This is a genomic window from Lentzea albidocapillata (assembly GCF_000719115.1).
GTDB lineage: Bacteria > Actinomycetota > Actinomycetes > Mycobacteriales > Pseudonocardiaceae > Lentzea > Lentzea albidocapillata.
Genome location: NZ_JOEA01000011.1, coordinates 206693 through 228456 on the forward strand (window position 1 = coordinate 206693; position 21764 = coordinate 228456).

24 protein-coding genes are annotated in these 21764 nt (G+C 69.3%); 15 read left to right on the forward strand and 9 right to left on the reverse strand.

Annotation, left to right across the window (positions count from 1 at the left end; translation table 11 throughout):
- Window positions 1-210: 210 nt before the first annotated feature.
- Both IG04_RS0118580 and IG04_RS0118585 read right to left on the reverse strand, forming a co-directional pair.
- A complete protein-coding gene (locus tag IG04_RS0118580) occupies window positions 211-2229 on the reverse strand; it encodes an NACHT domain-containing protein (protein WP_245816292.1) in 2019 nt (672 codons plus the stop codon).
- 72 nt (window positions 2230-2301) lie between these two features.
- Window positions 2302-3369 carry a methyltransferase domain-containing protein gene (locus IG04_RS0118585; protein ID WP_030477926.1) on the reverse strand — a complete coding sequence of 356 codons (1068 nt, stop codon included), beginning with the start codon at window positions 3367-3369 and terminating at the stop codon, window positions 2302-2304.
- A 118-nt stretch (window positions 3370-3487) separates the two neighbouring features.
- On the opposite strand from IG04_RS0118585, the gene IG04_RS0118590 reads away from it, so the two are divergent.
- The 5 genes from IG04_RS0118590 to IG04_RS0118610 all read left to right on the forward strand — a co-directional run bounded on the left by IG04_RS0118590 (window position 3488) and on the right by IG04_RS0118610 (window position 6140).
- A complete protein-coding gene (locus IG04_RS0118590; protein ID WP_030477927.1) occupies window positions 3488-3865 on the forward strand; it encodes a helix-turn-helix domain-containing protein in 378 nt (125 codons plus the stop codon).
- Window positions 3866-3870: 5 nt separating this feature from the next.
- Window positions 3871-4533, forward strand: coding sequence for a F0F1 ATP synthase subunit B (locus IG04_RS0118595; protein WP_030477928.1), 663 nt, complete (start codon window positions 3871-3873; stop codon window positions 4531-4533).
- 102 nt (window positions 4534-4635) lie between these two features.
- Window positions 4636-4929, forward strand: coding sequence for a DUF2516 family protein (locus IG04_RS0118600; RefSeq protein ID WP_276326683.1), 294 nt, complete (start codon window positions 4636-4638; stop codon window positions 4927-4929).
- Window positions 4926-5582 (forward strand): alpha/beta fold hydrolase, encoded by a 657-nt coding sequence (locus IG04_RS0118605; RefSeq protein WP_030477930.1) that lies wholly within the window; start codon window positions 4926-4928, stop codon window positions 5580-5582. Before IG04_RS0118600 ends, IG04_RS0118605 begins: the two co-directional genes overlap by 4 nt.
- Window positions 5583-5591: 9 nt before the next feature.
- The gene (locus tag IG04_RS0118610) at window positions 5592-6140 is read left to right on the forward strand and encodes a type 1 glutamine amidotransferase domain-containing protein (RefSeq protein WP_030477931.1); all 549 of its coding nucleotides are present in this window, start codon (window positions 5592-5594) and stop codon (window positions 6138-6140) included.
- A gap of 30 nt (window positions 6141-6170) precedes the next feature.
- Here IG04_RS0118610 and IG04_RS0118615 read toward each other — a convergent pair whose 3' ends face one another.
- Complete coding sequence (locus IG04_RS0118615) at window positions 6171-6926, reverse strand: MerR family transcriptional regulator (RefSeq protein ID WP_030477932.1); 756 nt, start codon at window positions 6924-6926, stop codon at window positions 6171-6173.
- A 75-nt stretch (window positions 6927-7001) separates the two neighbouring features.
- Between IG04_RS0118615 and IG04_RS0118620 the strand changes: the two genes are divergently transcribed.
- Window positions 7002-7550 (forward strand): YbaK/EbsC family protein, encoded by a 549-nt coding sequence (locus tag IG04_RS0118620; protein ID WP_030477933.1) that lies wholly within the window; start codon window positions 7002-7004, stop codon window positions 7548-7550.
- On the opposite strand, the gene IG04_RS0118625 is transcribed toward IG04_RS0118620, so the two are convergent.
- Entirely contained in the window at window positions 7547-8614 is a 1068-nt protein-coding gene (locus IG04_RS0118625; RefSeq protein ID WP_030477934.1) for an LOG family protein, read from the reverse strand. The genes IG04_RS0118620 and IG04_RS0118625 overlap by 4 nt on opposite strands.
- A gap of 128 nt (window positions 8615-8742) precedes the next feature.
- On the opposite strand from IG04_RS0118625, the gene IG04_RS0118630 reads away from it, so the two are divergent.
- Complete coding sequence (locus IG04_RS0118630; RefSeq protein ID WP_051770163.1) at window positions 8743-9717, forward strand: aminotransferase class III-fold pyridoxal phosphate-dependent enzyme; 975 nt, start codon at window positions 8743-8745, stop codon at window positions 9715-9717.
- Window positions 9718-9870: 153 nt separating this feature from the next.
- Here the strand turns inward: IG04_RS0118630 and purU are convergent, their stop codons facing one another.
- Genes purU through IG04_RS0118650 form a run of 4 tightly spaced genes read right to left on the reverse strand, consistent with a single transcriptional unit; the run spans window position 9871 to window position 12768 of the window.
- Entirely contained in the window at window positions 9871-10746 is an 876-nt protein-coding gene (purU, locus tag IG04_RS0118635) for a formyltetrahydrofolate deformylase (RefSeq protein WP_030477936.1), read from the reverse strand.
- Window positions 10747-10759: 13 nt separating this feature from the next.
- Window positions 10760-11485, reverse strand: a complete 726-nt coding sequence (locus tag IG04_RS0118640) for a maleylpyruvate isomerase N-terminal domain-containing protein (protein WP_036015049.1) — start codon at window positions 11483-11485, stop codon at window positions 10760-10762.
- Between the two features lie 9 nt (window positions 11486-11494).
- Window positions 11495-12301: a hypothetical protein gene (locus tag IG04_RS0118645; protein WP_030477938.1), complete on the reverse strand. Its 807-nt coding sequence runs from the start codon at window positions 12299-12301 to the stop codon at window positions 11495-11497.
- Window positions 12280-12768 (reverse strand): DUF2505 domain-containing protein, encoded by a 489-nt coding sequence (locus tag IG04_RS0118650; protein WP_030477939.1) that lies wholly within the window; start codon window positions 12766-12768, stop codon window positions 12280-12282. Before IG04_RS0118650 ends, IG04_RS0118645 begins: the two co-directional genes overlap by 22 nt.
- Between IG04_RS0118650 and IG04_RS0118655 the strand changes: the two genes are divergently transcribed.
- Window positions 12767-13867: a UDP-N-acetylmuramate dehydrogenase gene (locus IG04_RS0118655; RefSeq protein ID WP_051770164.1), complete on the forward strand. Its 1101-nt coding sequence runs from the start codon at window positions 12767-12769 to the stop codon at window positions 13865-13867. The two genes, IG04_RS0118650 and IG04_RS0118655, sit on opposite strands and share 2 nt — an antisense overlap.
- Window positions 13868-13953: 86 nt before the next feature.
- On the forward strand, window positions 13954-14967 hold the full coding sequence (locus tag IG04_RS0118660) for a chymotrypsin family serine protease (protein ID WP_030477941.1): 1014 nt from the start codon (window positions 13954-13956) through the stop codon (window positions 14965-14967).
- Here the strand turns inward: IG04_RS0118660 and IG04_RS0118665 are convergent.
- Window positions 14921-15652, reverse strand: coding sequence for an SDR family NAD(P)-dependent oxidoreductase (locus tag IG04_RS0118665; RefSeq protein ID WP_030477942.1), 732 nt, complete (start codon window positions 15650-15652; stop codon window positions 14921-14923). The two genes, IG04_RS0118660 and IG04_RS0118665, sit on opposite strands and share 47 nt — an antisense overlap.
- Window positions 15653-15745: 93 nt before the next feature.
- Between IG04_RS0118665 and IG04_RS0118670 the strand changes: the two genes are divergently transcribed.
- The 6 genes from IG04_RS0118670 (at window position 15746) to IG04_RS0118695 (ending at window position 21686) form a co-directional block, all read left to right on the forward strand.
- Window positions 15746-16885, forward strand: coding sequence for a L,D-transpeptidase (locus IG04_RS0118670; RefSeq protein WP_030477943.1), 1140 nt, complete (start codon window positions 15746-15748; stop codon window positions 16883-16885).
- 164 nt (window positions 16886-17049) lie between these two features.
- Window positions 17050-18345 (forward strand): RNA-guided endonuclease InsQ/TnpB family protein, encoded by a 1296-nt coding sequence (locus tag IG04_RS0118675; protein ID WP_084401465.1) that lies wholly within the window; start codon window positions 17050-17052, stop codon window positions 18343-18345.
- The gene (locus IG04_RS0118680; RefSeq protein ID WP_051770166.1) at window positions 18308-19057 is read left to right on the forward strand and encodes an alpha/beta fold hydrolase; all 750 of its coding nucleotides are present in this window, start codon (window positions 18308-18310) and stop codon (window positions 19055-19057) included. The genes IG04_RS0118675 and IG04_RS0118680 overlap by 38 nt, the downstream gene beginning before the upstream one ends.
- Window positions 19054-20301, forward strand: a complete 1248-nt coding sequence (mshA, locus tag IG04_RS0118685; RefSeq protein WP_030477946.1) for a D-inositol-3-phosphate glycosyltransferase — start codon at window positions 19054-19056, stop codon at window positions 20299-20301. The genes IG04_RS0118680 and mshA overlap by 4 nt, the downstream gene beginning before the upstream one ends.
- Entirely contained in the window at window positions 20298-20777 is a 480-nt protein-coding gene (locus IG04_RS0118690) for a type III secretion system chaperone family protein (protein ID WP_030477947.1), read from the forward strand. Before mshA ends, IG04_RS0118690 begins: the two co-directional genes overlap by 4 nt.
- Before the next feature lie 54 nt (window positions 20778-20831).
- Window positions 20832-21686 (forward strand): DUF4349 domain-containing protein, encoded by an 855-nt coding sequence (locus tag IG04_RS0118695; protein WP_030477948.1) that lies wholly within the window; start codon window positions 20832-20834, stop codon window positions 21684-21686.
- The last annotated feature ends 78 nt before the right edge of the window (window positions 21687-21764 follow it).

A 21764-nucleotide genomic window follows, 5' to 3' on the forward strand; every position in this document is an offset into this window, starting at 1 on the left:
GCTGGAACCGCAAGTACCACGGGTACCGGTGGTCGACCGGGATCCCACTCCGTATGGGGTGAATGCCTGTGGAGGCGATGTAAGACGCCCAGGCATGCCTGGCGCTGTTGCCGATGAAACAGGAACCCTGCGCCGTGAGGCGTGCTCCACAAGGGGTGTCCGGCCGCAAGGACGGACGGGAATCCCGCTCCTTCAGAGGGGCGGGAGTAGTCAATGTTCTGACGTTGCCTTTCGCTGAGACGGCGACCAAAGCACTCGGCCTGCGGACCGAGTAGTCATCTCGTGCTCTGCCAGGCGGTCCTGCACCAGTCCGTGCCGGAACTGGTAGCAGGCTCCCGCCCGGCAGAGCACGCCGAGCTTGCGCGCGTCCTCCAGGAAGACCATCAGCTCCCAGGGCAGCTTTCCGCGCAGTGCCAGCCAGATCCGCGCGACGGTGAACCACCACCAGCGCAGGTGCAGCACGGCCAGTGCGAACCCGAGCATCAGCCCGGACGCGAGCCCCAGCCCGACCATGCCGGTCTGGGCGGGGCCGAACACCAGTGCCGCCGCCGACCCGAACACCACGGCCAGCACGAGAGATCCGGTCCAGACGGCGATCCGGTCGCGCGCCATCGTCCACTGAGGACTGGAAGCCTGCGACAGCTCGGCGGCGCTCGACAACGCGAACCGCAGCGCGATCGCGACGGCGAGCCCGAGCCCGACCACAAGCCCGGCGGAAAGTCCGTACAGGGCACCGAAAACCAGTCCGGCGGCGAGTCCGAGAACGCCCGGCACGAGCAGTAGACTGCGCCAGATCCCCAGGCGGGGCTTGGCTTTGCGTTCGTGTGATGCGGTCAGCGCGGCGGCGCCGACGCCGATGCCCGCGACCAGTCCGGTGATCGGGGCGAGCGACGGCGTGATCGAGTACGCCATCAGCCAGCCGACGCCGAATCCGCCGATCGCGCCCAGCACCAGGGCGCCGAGCACGGCGAGCCACGTGCTGCCGACCGACCGGCGCAGCTCCCACCAGGCCAGTTCGCGGATGCCGCGGTCGCGCATCTCGTGGGCCAGGAACTCGAGCCACTTGCGCGCCCGGTCCCGCGGCCAGACCTGCGTGGCCTTGGCGTGGTGCGCGAACGCCCTGTTGCCGAACGCCCGCGACACCAGTTCGTCGCAGAGGTGGTCGGAGATCGCCCGCGCGTCCGGGAAACGGCCGCGGTCGAGCAGTTCGGTCGGCTCCGCCTCGCTGTCGGCGTAGACCATGCTGGCGAGCCACATCGTGAGCGGCGTCGACAACGCGTCCGCGAGCCTGCCGTCCGGTTCCTCGCGCAGTTGGATGAACACCGGCTCCCAGCGCGCGGCGCCCCAGCTGTCGGCGCTCGCCCGCAGGTAGGCGGCGACCTCGTCCAGGTCGAGCGGGGCCAGTTCGACGACGTCCGCGCCGGGCAGCGGTCCGGCGAGGTCGACGGCCTGCGCGAACTCGTCCGTGCGGCAGGTCAGCACCAGCGGGCGCTTGGCGGGGAACGCCTTGGCGATCCGCTCCAGAGCGTCCGCGCGCTGGTGCGCGGGGATGTCGTCGAGACCGTCGAGCACAGGCAGGACCAGGTGCTGCTCGATCAGCAGGTCACCGGCGTAGCTGCCGTACAGCTCGGTGTTGCGCAACGCCGGATGGTCCTCGTACAGCCTGCGCGTGAGCCACGTGCGGATGTCCTCGACCGCCGGGTTCCACGTCGACAGGGGCAACAGCACCGGCACCATGCCGCCGTCGTAGCGGTCCAGCAGGCCGCACGTCAGCAGCATCGCGACGGTCGACTTGCCGGTGCCGGCCTCGCCGATGATCACCATGCGCCGGTTGATCTGCCGTTCGAGCGCGCCCACCACCGCGTCGCTGCGTCCGGGGGGCGCGTCCGGTTCGTCGCTCACGTCCAGTTCGGGCGCGATCCAGTGCAGGTCGAGCAGGTCGGGATCGGTGAGGCCGCGCGAACGGACCTCCTCGTTCCACTGCGACTGCAGACCCACGGCGAGCGCGCGGCACGCCGCGTCGAGGTGCTCGTCGGTGCTCAGCGCGGCGTTGTGCCTGCGCCGCACCCACGGGTCGAGTAAAGCCAGGAAACCCAGGAACGCCAGCGCGAGCACGATCAGCCACAGGTGCGGGTTGATGCCGTGGTCGGTCACGAACAGCCCGGCCGCGGTGAGGACCGCGGTCAGCACGCAACCGGTCAGCAACGCCTGCTGACGGAATCTGGACATGCGTCGCATCATGACGCACCGCATTCGCTCGGGGTCGATTCAGCGAGCCGTGTCGTGACGTTTGGTTGTTGATCACAGATGCCACCGGAGATCGCCCAGCGTCAGGTGCTGGCCGTCGGGCCCGATGGTGATCCCGAACTGGCTGCGGCGGGGTTTTCCCAGGTCGTGCCAGGTGACGAGCGCGTCCTCCGCGAGGTCCCACAGCCGGCGTGGGCCGCCCTGGTCGACGTGGGAACCGTGGTGGTGCACCCAGGACCCGTCCGAATGGGCCAACCAGCTGGGCCCCGCGACGACCTCCGGCAGTGAGATGCCCGCGAAGAACTCGAACGGACTGGCCGGGTCGAGCACGGTGTTGAACGGCAGCGTGGTGGTGCGCCGCTCGAACGCGCCTGCTCCGGCCGGCGCCGGTCTGCGGGCGTGGGCGCGCAACGGCATGAAGCGTCCGTCCTCGGTGAGCACACGCCCCTCGCCGGTGCCGTCGCCGTGGGAGACGATGCGGACGAGGCCGGCGCCGATCGGGCGGTGCAGCGTCGTGACCACCAGGCCGCCCGGCCTCGTCTGCTCCAGCCAGGCGAGTGGGATCGTCGCGACGGAGCAGGTGGCCAGCACGCGGTCGTACGGTGCGCGGCCCGGGTGACCGACCGCGCCGTCGCCCGTCACGCAGGTGGGGTGGAAACCGTTGCCGTGCAGGCGTTCGCGTGCTCGTCGCGAGATTTCCGGGTCGACGTCGATCGTGGTCACGTTGCCCGAACCCACGGCGTGGCACAGAAGAGCCGCGTTGTAGCCCGTGCCGGTGCCGACCTCGAGCACCGACTGTCCGGTGTGGACGTCCAGCGCCTCCAGCATGATCGCCATGATCGTGGGCATGCTGGACGAGCAGGTCGGTATGCCGCCGGTCGCCGTGTCATCGCCGTCGAACTGGGTAACCCACACCCGGTCGGCGTAGACGAGCTCCAGCCAGCCGGGGTTGCTCGCGGTGAGCGGTTCCCAGTCGCCGTTGTGCAGCTGGCGGTAGAAGCGAGGCAGGAACTCGTGCCGCGGGACGGCCTGGAAAGCCTTGTGCCACTTGGAATCGTGCAGCGCTCCAGTGCCGAGCAGGTGGTTCGCCAGCTCGGTGCGCAAGGCCCCGGCGTCGTCCATGTCACCTCCCACGGTATCCCTGTGGCGGAGCACACGCAGCGATTGCTAGCAGGGTGCTTGCAACTGCTAGCACTCGTCGCTAACGTGGTTGGTGGCACGAGGAACGGGAGCAGGAACAGTGGACAAGTCCATCGACAAGGCAGTCGCGGACCTCGGCCGCAACATCGGTGAGTACATCCGCGAGCAGCGCAACACCGCCAAGATCTCCTTGCGGGAGTTGGCGAAGCAGGCGGGTGTCTCCAACCCATACCTCAGCCAGATCGAGCGAGGACTGCGCAAGCCCAGCGCGGAGATCCTTCAACAGATCGCCAAGGGGCTGCGCATCTCGGCCGAGGTGCTCTACGTCGAGGCCGGGATCCTCCAGCAGCGCGAAGGCGGTGCGTTGGCGGACGCCATCGTCGCCGCGACCGATCTGACCGAGCGGCAGAAGCAGGTGCTGCTCGACGTCTACGAATCTTTCAGGCGGGAGAACACCGCCACCAACAAGGAGGACTGATCTCCATGCCGAAGCTCACCCAGGACGACGTTCGCAAGGCCGCCGAGCAGGGCGCCCACGCCGCACGCCAGGCGCTGCTCGCCGCGCTCGGTGCCGGTGACCTCGCCGCCAAGGCGGTCGTCGAGGCCCTGACCAAGGCCAAGGAGCGCGCCGACGAGGCCCGCACCCAGGCCAAGGACCTCCCGACCGAGCTGAACGACCTGCGCGACAAGCTGCAGCCGGCCGAGCTCAAGAAGCTCGTCGACGCCTACACCGCCTCCGCGGTGAACCTGTACTCCTACCTCGCCGACCAGGGCGAGCAGACGCTGGAGCAGATCAAGGCCCAGCCGCAGGTCAAGCAGGCCGTGGAGCAGGTCGAGCAGGCCGTCGAGGCCGCGCAGAAGCGTGCCGGATCCGCTGCCGCCGACGCCCGCGTGCTCGCGGACGACGTCCTCGGCAAGGTGACCCGCCGTACCCGCTCGGTCGGCGAGAAGGTCGCCCACGAGGTCGAGGACGCCGCCGAGAAGCTGGCGGAGGAGATCGTCGAGGTCGGTGGCGACGCCGCGCACGAGGTGCGCAGCACCACCCGCAAGACCGCGAACCGCACGGCGCCGCGCAAGCCGGCGACGACGACCCGCACCACGGGCACGACCGCGAAGAAGACGACCACGACGAACACCACCAAGTGAGTCGCTGAAAACCACCGGGAGGGGAGCAGTCCGCGAGGGCTGCTCCCCTCCCGGCGTACGTGCACGTAGTCTGGTTCCGTGTTCCAAATCCCGATCTTCAGCATCTGGTACCTCGACACCGTCGTGTACTTCGTGTTCGACCTCGGGTTCAGCATCATGGGGCTGTTCGCGTTCTTCCATGCGCTGACCCAGCGCGTCGACGCGTACACCGCGATCGAACGCATGACCAAGCCCGCCTGGCTCGGCATCACCGGTGGCGGCGCGGCGGCGTTGCTGCTGTTCGGCCCCGGCGGGGTCGGGTCGATCTTCTGGCTGGCCGGCCTCATCGCGGTGCTCGTGTACATGGTGGACGTGCGCCCGAAGCTGATCGAGGTGCAGCGCGGCCCGCGTTGGTGATCACCCACTCGTACGGCTCCGGCTCACCGGTGACCCTGGTCGCCCACGGGCTCGGCGCCACGCCCGGCGAGGCGAGGATCCCCGCCTCCGGGCTGCCCGGCACCCGCGTCGTGGTGACCCTGCCCTCGCACGGCGACGCCCCGGACGCGCCGGAGGGTTACTGGGACTACGGCCGGATCGCGGCCGATCTGGGCACCGTTCCCGCTGATCAGGCCGTTGGCGTGTCGTTGGGTGCTGGTGCGTTGGTGCGGCTGCTGTCCGTCGAACCCGATCGGTTCGCCCGCGTGGCCCTGCTGCTGCCCGCGGTGCTGGACCAGCGCCACGGGTCGTTCACGCTGCAGCAGCTGTCCGACCTGACCGTCGGGCCACCGATCTACGTGGCCGAGCGCCGGGCCGCGCTGGCGAGGCTGGCGGCCGCAGCCGAGCAGTTGCCCGGCCAGGTGGCCGTTCCCGACGCCTCCGTGCTGGCCGCGGTGTCCGCTCCCGTGCTGGTGATCGGCGCTGTCGGCGACCCGCTGCACCCCGAGGACGTGGCCAAGGCGACCGCCGCGGCGTTCCCGAACGGGGAGCTGTGGCTGATCGACTCACCCTCACCGATGATCACCCACCGGACCGAGGTCCGGCATCGATTGGTCTCCTTCTTCGCCGGGTAGCCGAAGTGCATGGCTGAACAGAAGAAGATCGCGTTCCTGGTGGCCGAAGAGGGCATCGAGCAGGTCGAGCTCACCGATCCGTGGGCGCACGTCGAGAAGGCCGGCGGAGTGCCGCGCCTGCTCGCGCCGAAGCTCGGTGAAGTACGTGGCTTCAACCACCTCACGCCCGCCGACGCGTTCCCCGTCGACACGACCTTCGCCGACGCGCTCGCGGACGACTACGACGGTGCCGTGATTCCCGGCGGCGTCGCGAACGCGGACTTCCTGCGCATGGAAAACGACGCGGTGGAGTTGGTCAAAGCCCTCGCCGCCGCCGGCAAGCCGATCGCGTCGATCTGCCACGGACCGTGGCTCCTGGTCGAGGCGGGCGTGGTGCGCGGCAAGATGCTGACCTCGTTCCCGAGCCTGCAGACCGACATCCGCAACGCGGGCGGTGACTGGGCCGACGAAGAGGTCCGGGTGTGCGACATGAACGGGTGGACGCTCGTGACGTCCCGCAACCCAGGCGACCTGCCGGCGTTCAACCGGGAGACGCTGAAGGCATTCGAACTGGGGTGATCACCGGGATCTGCAGCTCCCGGTGATCTTCTAGAGGCGCGTCACGGCGTAGTGCGCCATGGCGTCACGCAGCCACTCGGCCATGTTGTCGCCACCGACCTCGAAGTTGACCCGGAACTCGTCCGAGTCGACGTAGAGGTCGCCGAGACCCTGGTAGGACTCCCGGTTGGGCGTCCAGCTCAGGCAGATCCAGCGGTAGTGGCGGTCGACCAGCTCCTGCGTCTGAGGAGCGTCGATCGCCGTGCCCGCGGTGAACAGCGCACCGAGTTCCTCGGCGATCTCCCGCCACTGGGCCATGAACTGGTCCGCGTCGGAGCGCGTCCAGCCCTGCATCTTCTTGCGGCTCTCGGCGATGTGCTCCCGCGCACCCTCGCCGTAGCGCTCGACGAGCTCGGCCTCGTGCCGTTCCTGCTTCTTGGCGTCGAAGCCGTCGAACAGCTCTTCCATCTTCACTTCGTCCCCTCCTTCCAGTTCTTCGATCGTTCGCGCGACGGTGCTCGCGAGCCGGTCCAGCCGCTGTCGTTCGCCCTGCAGCCACCGGTGGTGGTTGCGCAGGACGGTCAGCTGGTCCGTGCCGTCGAGCATCTCCGCCACCACGTCGAGGCCCAGGCCCAGGTCGCGCAGCAGCAGGATCTGCTGCAGGCGGTGCACCTGTTCCTTCTCGTAGTAGCGGTAACCGTTGTCGCCGATCCAGGCCGGCGGCAGCAGCCCGATCGAGTCGTAGTGCCGCAGCGTCCTGGACGTCACCTTCGACATCCGGGCCACCTGGGCGATCGACCAGGCCATTCGGTTCCCCCTTCGCGCTCTGAAAATGAAGGTAAGGGTTGACGCAGCGTCAAAGTCAAAGGGGAGTTTGGCAGGATGGTCGAGGTGTGGACCATCGCTGGGTCGCTGGAACCCGTACCCGTGTTGTCTCGCCTTGACCTCGTGCCTGCACCGGTCGCGGCCGCCCTGAAGACGCTGGACGGCGCTGACCGTGTCGCTGTGGCGGAGATCGATCCGACTCTCGCCGACACCGCGGAGTTCTGCGCCCACTACGGTTCGCCGCTCGAAGCGTCGGCGAACTGCGTGGTCGTCGCGGGCAAGCGTGGTGACCAGGTCCGTTTTGCGGCCTGCATGGTGCTCGCGACCATGCGTGCGGACGTGAACGGTGTCATCCGTAAGCGGCTCGACGCGCGCAAGGCGTCGTTCGCGCCGATGGACGAGGCCGTGGCGTTGACCGGGATGGAGTACGGCGGCATCACGCCCATCGGCGTGCCCGCGGACTGGCCGATCCTCGTCTCGCCCGAGGTGGCCGCCGCCCCTGAACTGATCGTGGGCAGCGGCATTCGCGGCAGCAAGATCCTCATCCCCGGTGACGTGCTGATGAAGCTCACCGGGGCCGAGGTCCTGCCGGATCTGGCGCGCTAGGACTGGTACTTCGACAGGAGCTCGATCGCCTCGTCCACGTCGTCCGTGACGAGGATCCACTGCTCGGCCTCCCGGCCCTCCGCGAGCTTCATCACCAGCGGCGCGGCCGGGATCTCGTCGGTCCAGAAGGCCTTGCCCAGGAAGATCATGGGCGCGGCCGGGCCGACGCTGCCGTAGTAGTTCTGCGTGAAGTCCTGGAAGACCTCCTGGACCGTGCCCGCCTTACCCGGCGTGTAGACGATGCCGCCGGTCGCGACCGTCAGCAGGCCCTCCTCGCGCACCGAGTTCGCGAAGTACTTCGCGTGCAGCTCGCAGGCCGGGTTCGGCGGTTCGTGGCCGTAGAACCACGTCGGGATGCCGATCGTGCGCGGAGTGTCGAAGCTGCGGACCTCCGGGAACGCCGCGAGCCACCTGCCGATCGACTCGTCGTCGTGGCCGAACGTCGGAGCCTGCGCGATGGTGCGGAGGACGTCGGTGTTGACCTCGCCGAGCCGGACGCCGAGCGGCACGGCCTCCATCGCGCCCGGTCCGCCGCCGGTCAGCACGGTGAAGCCCGCGTTGCCCAGCGCGGCACCCAGCGCGACCGCGTTGCGGTAGCCGTCGGAGCCGCGGGCGAGCGCGTGGCCGCCCATGACCGCGACCGGCGAGCCCGTCAGCGTCTCGTCGAGAGCCTCGGTGATCGAGTGGTCGTGCAGGCGTTCGGCCAGCGCGTGCAACGGGTCCGGGTGGTGGCCCTGCTGCCTGCTGTGCTGGTAGATCACCGCGTCCGGGGTGTCGGCGTACGACTTGGGGTCGGCCGGGTCGAAGCCCGCGAACAGCTCCGCCGGCGTGTACAGCTTCGACCGGTAGACGTCGTAGGGCAGGTCCGGGATGACCGGGAAGACGAGCGCTCCCGCGGCCTCCGCCCTGCGCTGCATCGTCTCGTTGAGGGTGCAGCCGAGCAGCAGCGCCCCGTCGAACGGCACCCGCACGTCCTCGCGAGTGAGGTCCAGTCCGATGATGACGGCTCTGCGCAGGTCAGGGGCTGCCCGCAGCTGGTCGAGGTCGGTGATTTCGATCCGCACGGGAAAAAGCCTATGCCCCGGGCGAACCAACGTGCCGTGGAATCCGAATGAGTTTGTGGGAACCGAGGTCCGCTCGCCGTCCGAGACGAGCGGCCGCGGGCCGCGCTGCCCAGGAAAGGTTCCCCGCCATGGCCACCGAACTGCTGAGCGGATGCGCCGCCAGAGGCGCACGAGTCGTAGATCCCCACCGCGTCGAATACCTGGACTGCGGTGGGTACGGAGTCCCCCTGCTCGGCCACGCCCACCCGGCCGTCGTGCAGGCCGTCGTCGGCCAGGTGCGCCGGCCGTCGCTGCTGGACCGCCTGATGCTCGACCTGGTCACCCCCAACGGGCTCGACCACGTCCACACCTTCGCCTCGGCCTCCGAGGCAGCCCAGTTCGCCGTGGCCCTCGCACAGGCGAACGGCCGTCCCCGTGTGTTGACCACCGGCGACGTCCCGTACGGCGGCATCGACTCGTTGCGCGCCACCCTGGCCTCCGGGCCACCGGCGTGCGTGCTCGTCGAACCGGTCCGCGGCGCCACACTCCCCCCGACGGGCTACCTGAGCTCCGTGGCCGAGGTGTGCCGCGAGTCCGGCGCCCTGCTCGTCGTGGACGAGACGCGCTCCGGCCTGGGCCGCCTCGGCGCATGGTGGGGCGTAGACCTGGACGGCGTGACGCCGGACATCATGCTGGTCGGCGAGGGACTGTCCGGCGGCGTGCTCCCGATCGCCGCCGTGGTCGCCTCGGCCGAGGTCGAGGTGCCGTTGCTGCGCGGCTCCGAAGCCGTGTCACCGCTGGCCTCCGCCGCCGTGAACGCCTGCCTGCGCGTCACGGCCGCCGAGGGCCTGGTCGAACGCGCCAAGCTGCTCGGCGACGAACTGCTGTTCGGACTGCGCGCCGTCGTCGCCGGCAAGGCGCACGCAACCGGCCGAGGCCTGCTGCTCGGCGTCGAGCTGCCGGACCAACGGGCTGCCGACGTCTTCACCGGCGAGCTGCTGCGCTCGCGCGTGCTAGCGGACTTCCGGGGCCGGACGGTCTGCTTCACCCCGCCCGCCGTGATGTCGGCAGCGGACGCGGGATGGCTCATCGAGGCCGTGGGAAAGGCAGCCAACAAGATCTGACAGCAATGCCGGGGCGCCGTAAAGGCGCCCCGGCGCTCGCTTGGGCAACACCCTGCCTGTACTGCTTACTCGTTCAAAACACAGTGCTCGCTTGGGCAACGCCCCGCCTGTACTGCTTACTCGTTCAAAACACAGTTCAAAACACAGCCTTCTCTAAAAGATCACCGTCTGGTTGCCGTGCACCAGCACCCGATCCTCCAGGTGCCACCGCAACCCGCGCGCCAGCACCACCTTCTCGATGTCACGTCCCTTGCGCACCATGTCCGCCACCGAGTCGCCGTGGTCCACGCGCATCACGTCCTGCTCGATGATCGGACCGGCGTCCAGGTCGGCCGTGACGTAGTGGCACGTCGCGCCCACCAGCTTCACGCCGCGGCGGTGCGCCTGGTGGTACGGGCGGGCGCCGATGAACGACGGTAGGAAGCTGTGGTGGATGTTGATCGTGCGGCCGGTCCAGGCGGCGCAGATCTCCGGCGGCAGGATCTGCATGAAGCGGGCCAGCACCACGGCGTGCGGGTCGTGCTTCTCCACCAGCTGACGGAGCTGGGCGAACGCCGCCTGCTTGCCCATGGGGTCGTTGGCCGGGAACGGTATGTGGTGGAACGGGATGCCGTGCGCGCGCGTGATGTCGCCCAGCTCCGGGTGGTTGCCGATGACGGCGGACACCTCGACGTCCAGTTCGCCGGTCGCGACGCGGGCCAGCAGGTCGTACAGGCAGTGGCCTTCCTTCGACACCAGGATGACCACGCGCTTGCGTGCGCCCGTGTCGGTCACCGTCCAGGTCGACTGCGCGCCCAGCGAGGCGGCCACGTCGGCGAACTGGGAGCGCAGCTCGTCCACGCCGAACGGCAGGGAGTCCGCGCGGACCTCCTGGCGCGTGAAGAACCAGCCCGTCTCCGGGTCGGTGTGGTAGGCGGCCTCGACGATCCAGCCGCCGTTCTCCGCGAGGAACGACGAGATCCTCGCGATGATGCCGGTGCGGTCCGGACAGCCGAAGGTGATCACATAGCGACGTTCAGGCGAGGACACGCCGCAGAAGTATTCACGGCCTGGGCAGCGCCGCCAACAGCGACTCGTCTCCGGTCACGATCGCGTGACCCGGCCGGGCGTAGACGGCTCGGTAGATCGCGTCCGCGGTGCCCGCGAGGGTGGCGTCCTCGTCGAAGGCCGAGTCCTGCGGTGCGGTGACGACCAGCGGCTCGCCCTCTGTCAGCCTGACCTCCCAGGTGCGGCCTGCGTCGGCGGCGTGCACCAGGAGTCGGCCGGTGGCGGTGACCGGGTAGCCCAGCTCGATCCGGCGGGCCACCAGGACGGTGAGGTACTCGTCGACGCCGTCCGCGGCGAACTCCGGGTCGAACACCAGAGCCGGCAGTTCGTGCCCGGTCGCGAGCTCGGCATCCAGCCGGTGGATCGACGTCTCGTGCGCCTGCCTGCGCGCCCAGAAACCGGCGAGCTGCGGGCCGTGGAACGTCCACGCGGCACGGTCGGCCGGCACCTCGCGCAGCCGGTCCAGCAGCGTGGAAAGCCCTGCCTCCCACCAGGAGAGCGTCTCGTCGAAGCCCTCCGGCGACTTCGGCCACTTCGGACGGCCCTCTTCCGGTGCGGTCACGACGGCCTGCGCGGCCCACGTGTGCACCTCCGCCTGGTGCCGCACGAGGTCGAGCACCGTCCACTCCGGACACGAGGGCACGGCTGCCGAAGGCCCCGCCTTCACAGCGGCCGAACGCATCAACGAAGCTTGGTTCTCGATCTGCGCGACGAAGTCCACGAACCCACACTAGGGCGCGACGGCCGCCCATTCGAGCGTGATTTCGCCGAGCCGCCACCGGCGCCGGTCGTCCAGCACCGGCCAGCCGCGTTCGCGCAGCAGCCGCGCCGACTCCACCCACCGCGCCCGAGGCCCGAACGGCGCGAACGGCGCCGCGGTGGCCCAGCAGGCGTCCAGGTCGGTCAGCAACGCGTGCACGCGCTCGCCCGGCACGTTCTTGTGGATCAACGCCTTGGGCAGCCGCTCGGCGAGGTCGGACGGCACGTCGATGCCGGACGGCTTGCACGCCAGCGTGAACCGCAAGGGCCCGTCGGCGGACAGCGTCACCCAGGTGCACCGGCGCCCGATCTCGTCGCAGGTGCCCTCGACGATCAACCCGCCGGGAGCCATGCGCGACAGCATCGTGTCCCACGCCTCGAACGACTGCTCCTCGGTGTACTGGCGCAGCACGTTGAACGCGCGCAACAACACCGGTCGCGCCCCGGCCAGTTCGAAGCCGCCGCGCCGGAAGTCCAGCAACGGCGGTGAGGCCACGGCCTTGCCCGCGTCCACCCGGTCCTGGTCGATCTCCAGCCCGAGCACGCGCACGTCGGGACGGACGGTCCGCAGCCGCGCGGCCATCTCGACGGTGGTGATCGGCGTGGCCCCGTACCCGAGGTCGACCACGAGCGGATCGGCCGCGTCCAGCAGGAAGCCGGACAGCGTCCCGGTCATCCACCGGTCGACCCGGCGCAGGCGGTTCGGGTTGGTCGTGCCGCGGGTCGGAACGCCGAGCGCGCGGGCCCGGCCGGCGGCTAGCCGCGGTTTGCGAGCCATTGGGAGGTGAACTCGTTCTCCTTGTCGAGCAGGATCGCGACCTGCTCGGCGATCAGCTTCTCGATCTTGCCGCCGAGGAACGGGATGCTGACCTTGACCTCCCCCGAGAGGGTGAGCTTCGAGCCGGATCCGTTGTCCAGGACGGTGAACGAGCCCTCGAGGCGGCCGGGCACGCCGTTGACCGCCACCTCGACCGTGCCGGCGCCCGCCGCCCAGGCCTCCGTGCGCTGGATCACCAGGTCGCCACCGAGCGCAGCCTTGACCGCCGAGGGCACGTGCTCCGCGGGCACGCCCTGCTTGAGCTGGTACGACGTATTCTCGCCGGTGCTGGAGTACGTCACGAGCTGGGCGTCCTTGCCGCCGATCGCGGCCAGCCGATCCCGCAGATAGGTCTCGTCGACCATCGCGCCGTAGACCTTCTCCGCCGAATGGGGTGACGTGGTGTGGTGCTCGATGCGGCGTGCCATGTCGCGGAGGCTACCGTTGACGTCTGTGACCACCACGCAGTCCGTACCTCTGGCCGAGCGCACCACGCTCCGACTCGGTGGCCCGGCCGCGCGGTTCGTCCACGCCACGACCGCCGCTGAGCTGGTCGAAGCCGTGCGAACAGCCGACGCCGCCGCCGACGAGAAGGTCCTCGTGCTCGGTGGCGGCTCCAACCTCGTGATCTCCGACGGCGGCTTCGACGGCACGGTCGTGCACGTCGCCACCAAGGGTTTCCGGCTCGACCCGCTGGGCGGCGGCATCGTCCAGTTCACCGTCGAGGCGGGCGAGGAGTGGGACGCGGTCGTCGCCGAAGCGGTCGCGCAGGGCCTGGGCGGGCTCGAGTGCCTGTCCGGTATCCCCGGCCTCAACGGCGCCACGCCCGTGCAGAACGTCGGCGCGTACGGCGTCGAGATCTCCCAGGCGTTGCAGTCGGTGGATCTTCTCGACCGCCGCAGCGGCAAGGTGCACCAGGTGCCCGCCGCCAAGCTGGGCCTCGGCTACCGCACCAGCGTGCTCAAGGGCACGGACAACGCGGTCGTGCTGCGCACCAGGTTCTCGCTGACCGCCGGGGGCATGTCCGTGCCGATCCGTTACGGCGAGCTGGCGCGCGTTCTCGGTGTGGCGCAAGGTGATCGCGTACCGGCGGACGAGGCCCGCAAGGCCGTGCTGGAACTGCGGCGCGGCAAGGGCATGGTGCTCGACGCCACCGACCACGACACGTGGAGCGCGGGCTCGTTCTTCACCAACCCGATCATCGACGACTCGACGTTCAACGGCGTGCTGATCCGTATCGCCGAACGCCTGGGCGCGGACGTCGACGTGCCGAGCTACCCGGCGGGCCACGGCCAGAAGAAGCTCTCCGCCGCGTGGCTGATCGAACGCGCGGGGTTCCGCAAGGGCCACCAGGGTCCCGGCGGCCGGGTGTCGTTGTCCGGCAAGCACACGCTGGCGCTGACGAACCGTGGCGGCGCGTCGACCGAGGACCTGCTGGATCTCGCCCGTGAGGTGCGCGACGGCGTGCGGGCCGCGTTCGGTGTCGAGCTGCACCCGGAACCGGTCTTCGTAGGCGTTCAGCTTTAGGCCCGGAGTCCGTCCGGGTGACTCCGTGTGACGAACCGCTACCTGGCGTGTTTCATTGAGGTAGGGGTTGTGGAACGGGGGTTGCCATGAGCTACCTCGACGAGAGCGCGCGTGAGGTCGTCAGGCCGGTCAAGCGCATGGTCGAAGACGAGTTCCTGTCCCGGCCGGGAGTGATCGGCGTCGACATCGGCGAGAAGGTCACCCGCGGCCGTCCGACGGGCAGGGCCGCGATCGTGGTCTACGTGTGTGCCAAGGGACCTGAGCATCCGCAGCAGATCCCGGCGGAGGTCGGCGGCGTGCCGACCGACGTGGTCGCGGAGTCGATCGTGCTGCACCGGGCCAGGATCAGCCGCACCGAGGACGAGCAACCCGTTGCGGCGGAACGGCATCAGGTGCTGCGGGGTGGCATCGGCATCGGCCCGGCCAGATCGTTCAGGGTCGTGCCGCCTGAGGTCGAGCGTGCCGGCGAGTACGTGATCGCGGGCACGCTCGGCGCGTTCGTCGTCACGCGCGACGAGCCGGGGAAGGTGCTGGGGCTCACCACGTTCCACGTCGGCTGCGTCGACGACTCGTGGGCGGTGGGCGACGAGTTCCTGCATCCGTCCAGAGTGGACGGTGGGGTGCCCGGTGCCGACCGGATCGCCGTGCTGGACCGGGCGGCGCTCGCGGGCGCGGTGTCGGCGGCAGGGCTGCGGATGGGCGCCAGGCCGTTCCGTGCGGAGGTGCTCGGCGTCGGCGCGGTCATGGGCAGCGCCAGGGCGAAGATCGGCTCCACCGTGCGCAAACGCGGCCGCACCACCGGACTCACGTACGGCGTGATCGAGTCGACGGACTCGACGCTGCGGCTCGACTTCGGCGACGGGATCGGCGTGCGGACGTTGCGCGACCAGATCCGCGTGCACTCGTCCGAACCCTTCGGCGACCACGGTGACTCCGGCGCCGTGCTGGTCGACGCCGACAACTTCGTCGTGGGCCTGTACGTCGCCGGATCGGGCTCGGCAGGGTTCGCGAACCCCATCGAGCCCGTCCTGCGTCAGCTCGACGTGGACCTGCTCACTCCCGGTGTGCCCGAGTCGCGGAGGCCTGGGCCCGCGGCTTGAGCACGATGGTGTCGAGGTTCACGTGCGAGGGCCGGGTGACGGCGAACGCGACCACGTCCGCCACGTCGTCGGCGACCAGCGGCGTGATGCCCTGGTAGACCTTGGCCGCGCGCTCGGTGTCGCCACCGAACCGGTTCGCCGAGAAGTCCGTCTCGACCATGCCCGGCTGGATCTCGGTGATCCGCACCGGCTGACCGAGCAGCTCGCCGCGCAACGTGCGGTGCAGCGCCGACTGGGCGTGCTTGGCGCTCGTGTAGCCGGATCCGTTGTCGTAGGCCTCGTACGCCGCGATGGACGTCACGGACACGATGTGCCCGTCCCCGGACGCGATCAGCTTCGGGATGAACGCCTTGGTCACCAGCAGGGTGCCGAGGACGTTCGCCTCCCACATCCAGCGCCACTCGTCCGCGACCCCCTCGGCCACGGTCGAGAGCCCACGCGCACCGCCCGCGTTGTTCACGAGCACGTTCACTTCGGGTACCCGGTCCGCGAAGGCGGCGACGGAGGTCTCATCGGTGACGTCCAGCTCGATGGCCGTCCCGTCGATCTCCTTCGCGATAACGTGGAGAAGGTCCAGACGACGTGCGCCGAGCACGACGTGAAAGCCCTCGGCGGCGAGCCGCCGCGCGATGGCCTCGCCGATGCCCGCGCTGGCTCCGGTCACAACTGCGACAGGTCGATTCACGACTTCGATCGTAGGCTGTCGAGCCCGGTGTGACTGACATCACTCACACCGCGACGGGGTGCTGGACGTCCACCATGGTGGGAGGTCGAAACCGTGAAGAGAACACTTGTCGCGCTGGTCGCCGGACTGACGCTGCTGACCGGCTGCTCGAGTGTCGAGACGGGCACGCCGAAGGCGGACAGTTCGCTGCCGTCCGCGAAGGTGACCCTGTCCCCGGTCGACGGAACCAAGGACGTGCAGGTCACGACCCCGGTCCAGGTCACCGTGGTGGACGGCAAGATCGAGTCCGTCGCACTGAAGTCACCCGAGGGCGCCGACGTCAAGGGCACTCTCACCGAAGACAGGTCGGGCTGGACCACGGCCGAGCCGCTGGGCTACGGCAAGACGTACAGCTTCGCCGGCAAGGCCGTCGGGTCCGACGGCAAGCCCGTCGAGCTCAAGGGATCGTTCACCACCGTCGCGCCCGGTTCGCAGACCCGCGCGACGCTCTGGCCCTCCGACAACCAGACCGTCGGCGTCGCGGCGCCGATCATGGTCAAGTTCGAGGCGCCGGTCCAGGACAAGGCGACCGTCGAGAAGGCCCTCAAGGTCACCAACTCGGCGAACGTCCAGGGCTCGTGGGCCTGGCTCACTGCCCAGGAAGTGCACTACCGGCCGGAGAAGTACTGGCCCGCCAACACCGCGGTCAAGGTCGAGGCCAAGCTCTACGGCGTCAACTACGGCGGCGGCGCGTTCGGCAAGGCCGACGTGACCAGCGACTTCACCATCGGCCGCAACCAGGTCGTCAAGATCGACAACCCGACGCACCGGCTCAAGGTGTTCCGGGACGGCGCGCAGGTCGCGGACTACCCGGCCTCGTTCGGCAAGGACGCGGACCCGGAGCTCACGACGCCGAACGGCACGTTCGTGGTGATGTCGAAGCACGACACGTGGTCGTTCGACAACCCGCGCTACGGCTACACCAACGTCGTGAAGAAGTGGGCCGTCCGGTTCTCGAACCACGGCGAGTTCATCCACGAGAACAACGACAACGCGGGCAACATCGGCACGAACAACACCTCGCACGGCTGCGCGAACCTGCTCGAAGCGGACGCGAAGGCGTACTTCGACTCGGCCCTGGTGGGCGACCCGGTCGAGGTGACGAACTCCATCACCACGCTGCCGGCCCAGTTCGACTGGTACGACTGGCAGCTCTCGTGGGACCAGTGGAAGGGCAAGTCCGCCATCAAGTAGGACAGGCGGGAATGCGTCCCCCGACCAGGTCGTTCGTACGGGTGTGCAGCTGACCGAGCGATCATTGGTGCGGTCCCCGTCCTCCTGGGCGGGGACCGCACCTGTGGCCTGCAGCTATTCGGGAACCTCAGAGCGCAGTTCGAATGAGTGTTCGATAACCTGGGATGGTGCAGGCCCGCTATCGCTACCGTGTAGAACCGAACCTGGTTCAACAGCGGTTGCTTGCGCGGACGTTTGGCTCCGCCAGGGTTGTGTTCAACGACGCGATCCGCTGCCGAGACGATGCATACCGCGCAGGGGAGAGGATCTCGCCGACCGAGGTGCAGCGGCGCGTGATCACCGAGGCCAAGACCCGCGAGGAACGGGCTTGGCTGGCCGAGGTTGCCAGTGTGGCGTTGGTGCAGTCGGTCCGCGACGCGCATCGGGCGTTCTCGAACTTCCTCGACTCGGTGACAGGACGTCGCCGTGGTCGCAAGGTCGGCCGTCCTCGGTTCAAGTCCCGCAAGGACAACCGGCAGTCTGTCCGGTTCACTCGCAACGGATTCACCATTCGGCCGAACGGACGGCTGTATCTGGCGAAGATCGGCGATGTGAAAATCCGCTGGTCGCGGGAACTGCCGTCGGAGCCGTCATCGGTCACGGTCATCCAGGAGCCGGACGGCCACTACTACGCCAGCTTCGTGGTCGGCATCGCGCAGGTACCGTTGGCCGCGCTGGAGCAGGAAGCCGGTGTGGATCTCGGCCTGGCCCGGCTAGTGACCGTCGCCGATACGACTGGCCGGCGCAGGCACGTGGCGAACCCGAGAAATCTCGCTCGAAAACAGCGCAAGTTGGCCCGTCTGGAACGGGAGAGGGCCCGTCGCGTCAAGGGAAGTGCGAATCGGGCAAAGTCGCGTCGCAAGGTCGCGATATTGTACAACAAGGTGTCTCGCACGCGGCGGGACCATCACCACAAAGAAGCCCTTGCCCTGGTCCGCGAGAACCAAGCGGTCTATGTAGAGGACTTGAACATCGTGGGGATGGTCCGCAACCGGTGGTTGGCGCGGTCGATCCACGATGCTGGTTGGGGCCAGTTCGTACGCCTGATCGAGGAGAAGGCCGAGCGATACGGCCGCATCCTGCACCGGGTGTCCCGCTGGCTGCCCAGTTCGAAGACCTGCTCGACGTGTGCGCACGTTATGGATGCCATGCCGCTGGCGATCCGCGACTGGACGTGTCCGCTCTGCGGCGTCGCACACGATCGGGATCACAACGCCGCGATCAACATCCTCGCCGCAGGGCGTGCGGAGAGGAAAAACGCCTGTGGAGCCGGTGTCAGTCCCCCACCAGTGGAGGCAGTCGGTGACGAAGCAGGAAGCACCCCAGACGCGGCACAGCCGCCTGGGGATCCCCGGCCTTCAGACCGGGGTGCACGTCAAACACGTGACGGCGGCCGGCGGGGGACGACTGGCCGTCCGTGAGGCAGGTCCGGCGGGCGCGCCGCCGGTGGTTCTCATCCATGGCTGGGCGCAGACGGGTGCCGTCTGGGATCTGCCCGACTTTCACACCTACGCCGTCGACCTGCGGGGACACGGCGAATCAGACGACTTCGGCGACTACCGCGACTCCTCGCAGTGGGCCGCGGATCTCAAAGCCGTGCTCGACCACACCGGGCCCGCGACCGTCGTCGGGTGGTCCTACGGCGGGCTCGTCATCGCCGACCACCTCCGTTTCCACGGCACCGCCGGCATCACCGCGCTGGTGTTCGTGAGCGCGATCACCGAGATCGGCCGCGGTCGCCCCGGAGGCGAGACCGGGCCGGTGATGCGGAACGCACTGCCCGGCGCGATCACCGACGACGCCGTGATGGCGGCGTTCTGCACGGCCATGGCACCCGGCCTGCCCGCTGGGACGGTCACCAAGCTCACTGCCGCCGCGACCTCGGTCAGCCATAAAGTGCGAGGTGAGCTGTTCCGCAGGGACGTGGGCAGCGCCGACGTGCTGAAGGCCGTAGACGTGCCGACTCTGGTCGTGCACGGGACTCAAGACGAGGTGGTCGCCCCCGCAGCCGCCGAGTACTCCGCCGCCCTGATCCCCGGAGCCGAGTTGAGCCTCTATCCCGACACCGCGCACGTGCCCTTCCTGGAGCGGCCAGAGCGGTTCACCGCCGATCTCCTGCGAGTCGCCCGATGAAGCGCGTCGCGGTGCTTTCAGTGCACACGTCGCCGCTCGAACAGCCGGGGACCGGTGACGCGGGCGGGATGAACGTCTACATCGTGCAGACCGCCACCCGGATGGCCCAGCGCGGGGTCGAGGTGGAGATCTTCACCCGTGCCACGTCGTCGGAGCTGCCGCCGGTCGCCGAGCTCGCGCCCGGTGTGCGCGTCCGGCACGTCGCCGCGGGGCCGTTCGAGGGCCTGGGCAAGGAGGAACTGCCCGGCCAGCTCTGCGCGTTCACGGCGGGTGTCCTGCGCGCCGAGGCGCGCCACGAGCCGGGCTACTACGACGCCATCCACTCGCACTACTGGCTGTCCGGGCAGGTCGGCTGGCTGGCCCGTGAACGCTGGGGCGTGCCGTTAGTGCATACCGCGCACACGCTGGCCAAGGTGAAGAACCTGGCGCTGGCCGAAGGCGACGCGCCGGAGCCCCGGATGCGGGTGATCGGCGAGGAGCAGGTCGTCAACGAGTCGGACCGGCTCGTCGCGAACACCGACATCGAGGCCAGCGAACTGATCAAGCTCTACGACGCGGAGCCGTCCAAGGTCGCCGTCGTGGCTCCTGGGGTGGACCTCGACCGCTTCACGCCTGGTGACCAGGCACGGGCGCGGCACTGGTTCGGCATCCCGCAGGACGCGGTCGTGCTGGCCTTCGTCGGCCGGATCCAGCCGTTGAAAGCTCCTGACGTGCTGCTCCGGGCCGCCGCCGAGATGCTCGTGCGCGATCCCGGGTTGCGGTCGAAGCTGGTCGTGCTGATCGTCGGCGGGCCTTCGGGCTCCGGCACCGAACGGCCGAAGGCCCTGGAAGAGCTCGCCTGGCAGCTGGGGATCACGGACGTGGTGCGCTTCCTGCCGCCGCAGCCGGGGCCGACGCTGGCCGAGGTCTACCGGGCCGCGGACCTGGTCGCGGTGCCGAGCCACAACGAGTCGTTCGGGCTGGTGGCGCTGGAGGCCCAGGCGTGCGGGACGCCCGTGGTCGCGGCGGCCGTCGGCGGGCTGCCGGTGGCGGTCAACGACGGCGTGTCCGGGGTGCTCGTGCACGGGCACGAGCCCGGTAGGTGGGCCTCGGCGATCAGCGGTCTGGCGTTGCCGCAGCGGGAGCACCTGGCGAGCAACGCCGTCGGCCATGCGCGACGCTTCTCGTGGGACCGCACGACTGATGCCCTGCTCGAGGGGTATCAAGAGGCGGGAGAAGTGTTCCGCCGGGAGGTTTTCGCTTGAGCGTCGACGCTGTGATCAAGGAGTTCCTGGACGAACGGGAGCTGAAGTACGACCGGCGCGAGCCGGGCAAGTTCTTCGTGACGCTGCCGGGCACCAAGAAGCTGCAGACCAACGTGTGGCTGGTCGAGACGACGCACGCGCTGGTGGTCGAGGCCTTCGTCTGCCGGCGGCCGGACCAGTCGTTCGAGGACGTGTACCGGTTCCTGCTACGACGCAACGCACGGCTGTACGGCGTGCACTACACGATTGACGCCGAGGGTGACATCTACCTGGTCGGACGGGTCGGCAAGCACGCCGTGACGCCTGATGAGCTGGACCGCGTGCTCGGGCAGGTGCTGGAGGCGGCGGACGGCGACTTCAACCCGTTGCTCGAGATCGGGTTCGCCGACGCGATCCGGCGGGAGTGGGCGTGGCGGGTGTCGCGCGGCGAGTCGCTGGCGAACCTGCAGGCGTTCCAACATCTCGTTTCGGAGTAGCCGGCGACTCGTTTCGGAGTAGGCGGCAACCCGCGGTCCACCCCGGACCGTCCGATGAGCATGCGCAGACCAGGGGTGTGGGTGGGAATCGCGTTGCTGTCCCTTGCAACGGCCGGGTGCGGTAGCGGCTTCAGTGGTGGTGGGACGAGCGCCAGGGACGCCGCTCCACCGCAGGCGGCCCAGCAGAAGGCGCCGCAGCAGGAGAACAACGCCGGGCAGGCCGTGCAGTCGGTGCAGCAGCAGGAACGTCAGTTGGTGCGCACGGCGAACGTCGACCTGCGCAGTGACGACGTGCTGAAGGCGATCGGGCAGATCAAGGACCGGGCGGCGGCCGTCGGCGGGTTCGCGGGCGAGGAGGAGTCGACCAAGAGCTCCGGGTCCGTGACGGTGCGGGTGCCGTCGGCCGAGCTGGACAAGGTCGTCCGGGATCTCGCGAGCGTCGGTGAGGTCACCCGCAGCGAGGTGCGCAGCCAGGACGTCACCGATCAGCTGGTGGACGTCGAGGCGCGGATCGCGACGCAGAGGGCCAGCGTCGAGCGGCTGCGGGTGCTGTTCGAGCGGGCCGGGTCGACGTCGGAGGTCGCGCAGGTCGAGCAGGAGCTGACCAAGCGGCAGGCCGACCTGGAGTCGATGCAGCGGCGCAGCGCGTCGTTGAAGGGCCAGGTCTCCCTGGCGACGCTGACCGTCCGGGTCGCGACGGTGCCGATCGCGGCGCCCGAGCCCGAGAAGGTCGGGTTCTTCGGCGCTCTGGCGGGTGGCTGGGACGCGCTGGTCGCGGTCGTGGGCGTGATCCTGGTCGGCGTCGGCGCGATGCTGCCGTTCCTGGTGGCGCTGGGAGTGCCCGCCGCCTTGGTGGTCTATCTGCTGCGCAAGCGCAGGCGCGTCACCCGGATGAACGAAGCAGCGTGATCAAGTTCTACTGAGAGTGTGCCTTTGTTGATGCGCGGAACGGCTCGGGAGAGAGGGGGAGTCGCATCGAGCCGTTCC

Coding starts and splice junctions, on each gene's coding strand:
- IG04_RS0118580 (WP_245816292.1), bottom strand. CDS start 2,229: ATGTCCAGATTCCGTCAGCAGGCGTTGCTGACCGGTTGCGTGCTGACC.
- IG04_RS0118585 (WP_030477926.1), bottom strand. CDS start 3,369: ATGGACGACGCCGGGGCCTTGCGCACCGAGCTGGCGAACCACCTGCTC.
- IG04_RS0118595 (WP_030477928.1), top strand. CDS start 3,871: ATGCCGAAGCTCACCCAGGACGACGTTCGCAAGGCCGCCGAGCAGGGC.
- IG04_RS0118610 (WP_030477931.1), top strand. CDS start 5,592: ATGGCTGAACAGAAGAAGATCGCGTTCCTGGTGGCCGAAGAGGGCATC.
- IG04_RS0118615 (WP_030477932.1), bottom strand. CDS start 6,926: ATGGCCTGGTCGATCGCCCAGGTGGCCCGGATGTCGAAGGTGACGTCC.
- IG04_RS0118620 (WP_030477933.1), top strand. CDS start 7,002: ATGGTCGAGGTGTGGACCATCGCTGGGTCGCTGGAACCCGTACCCGTG.
- IG04_RS0118630 (WP_051770163.1), top strand. CDS start 8,743: ATGGCCACCGAACTGCTGAGCGGATGCGCCGCCAGAGGCGCACGAGTC.
- IG04_RS0118645 (WP_030477938.1), bottom strand. CDS start 12,301: ATGGCTCGCAAACCGCGGCTAGCCGCCGGCCGGGCCCGCGCGCTCGGC.
- IG04_RS0118655 (WP_051770164.1), top strand. CDS start 12,767: ATGTCGCGGAGGCTACCGTTGACGTCTGTGACCACCACGCAGTCCGTA.
- IG04_RS0118650 (WP_030477939.1), bottom strand. CDS start 12,768: ATGGCACGCCGCATCGAGCACCACACCACGTCACCCCATTCGGCGGAG.
- IG04_RS0118660 (WP_030477941.1), top strand. CDS start 13,954: ATGAGCTACCTCGACGAGAGCGCGCGTGAGGTCGTCAGGCCGGTCAAG.
- IG04_RS0118675 (WP_084401465.1), top strand. CDS start 17,050: ATGGTGCAGGCCCGCTATCGCTACCGTGTAGAACCGAACCTGGTTCAA.
- mshA (WP_030477946.1), top strand. CDS start 19,054: ATGAAGCGCGTCGCGGTGCTTTCAGTGCACACGTCGCCGCTCGAACAG.
- IG04_RS0118695 (WP_030477948.1), top strand. CDS start 20,832: ATGAGCATGCGCAGACCAGGGGTGTGGGTGGGAATCGCGTTGCTGTCC.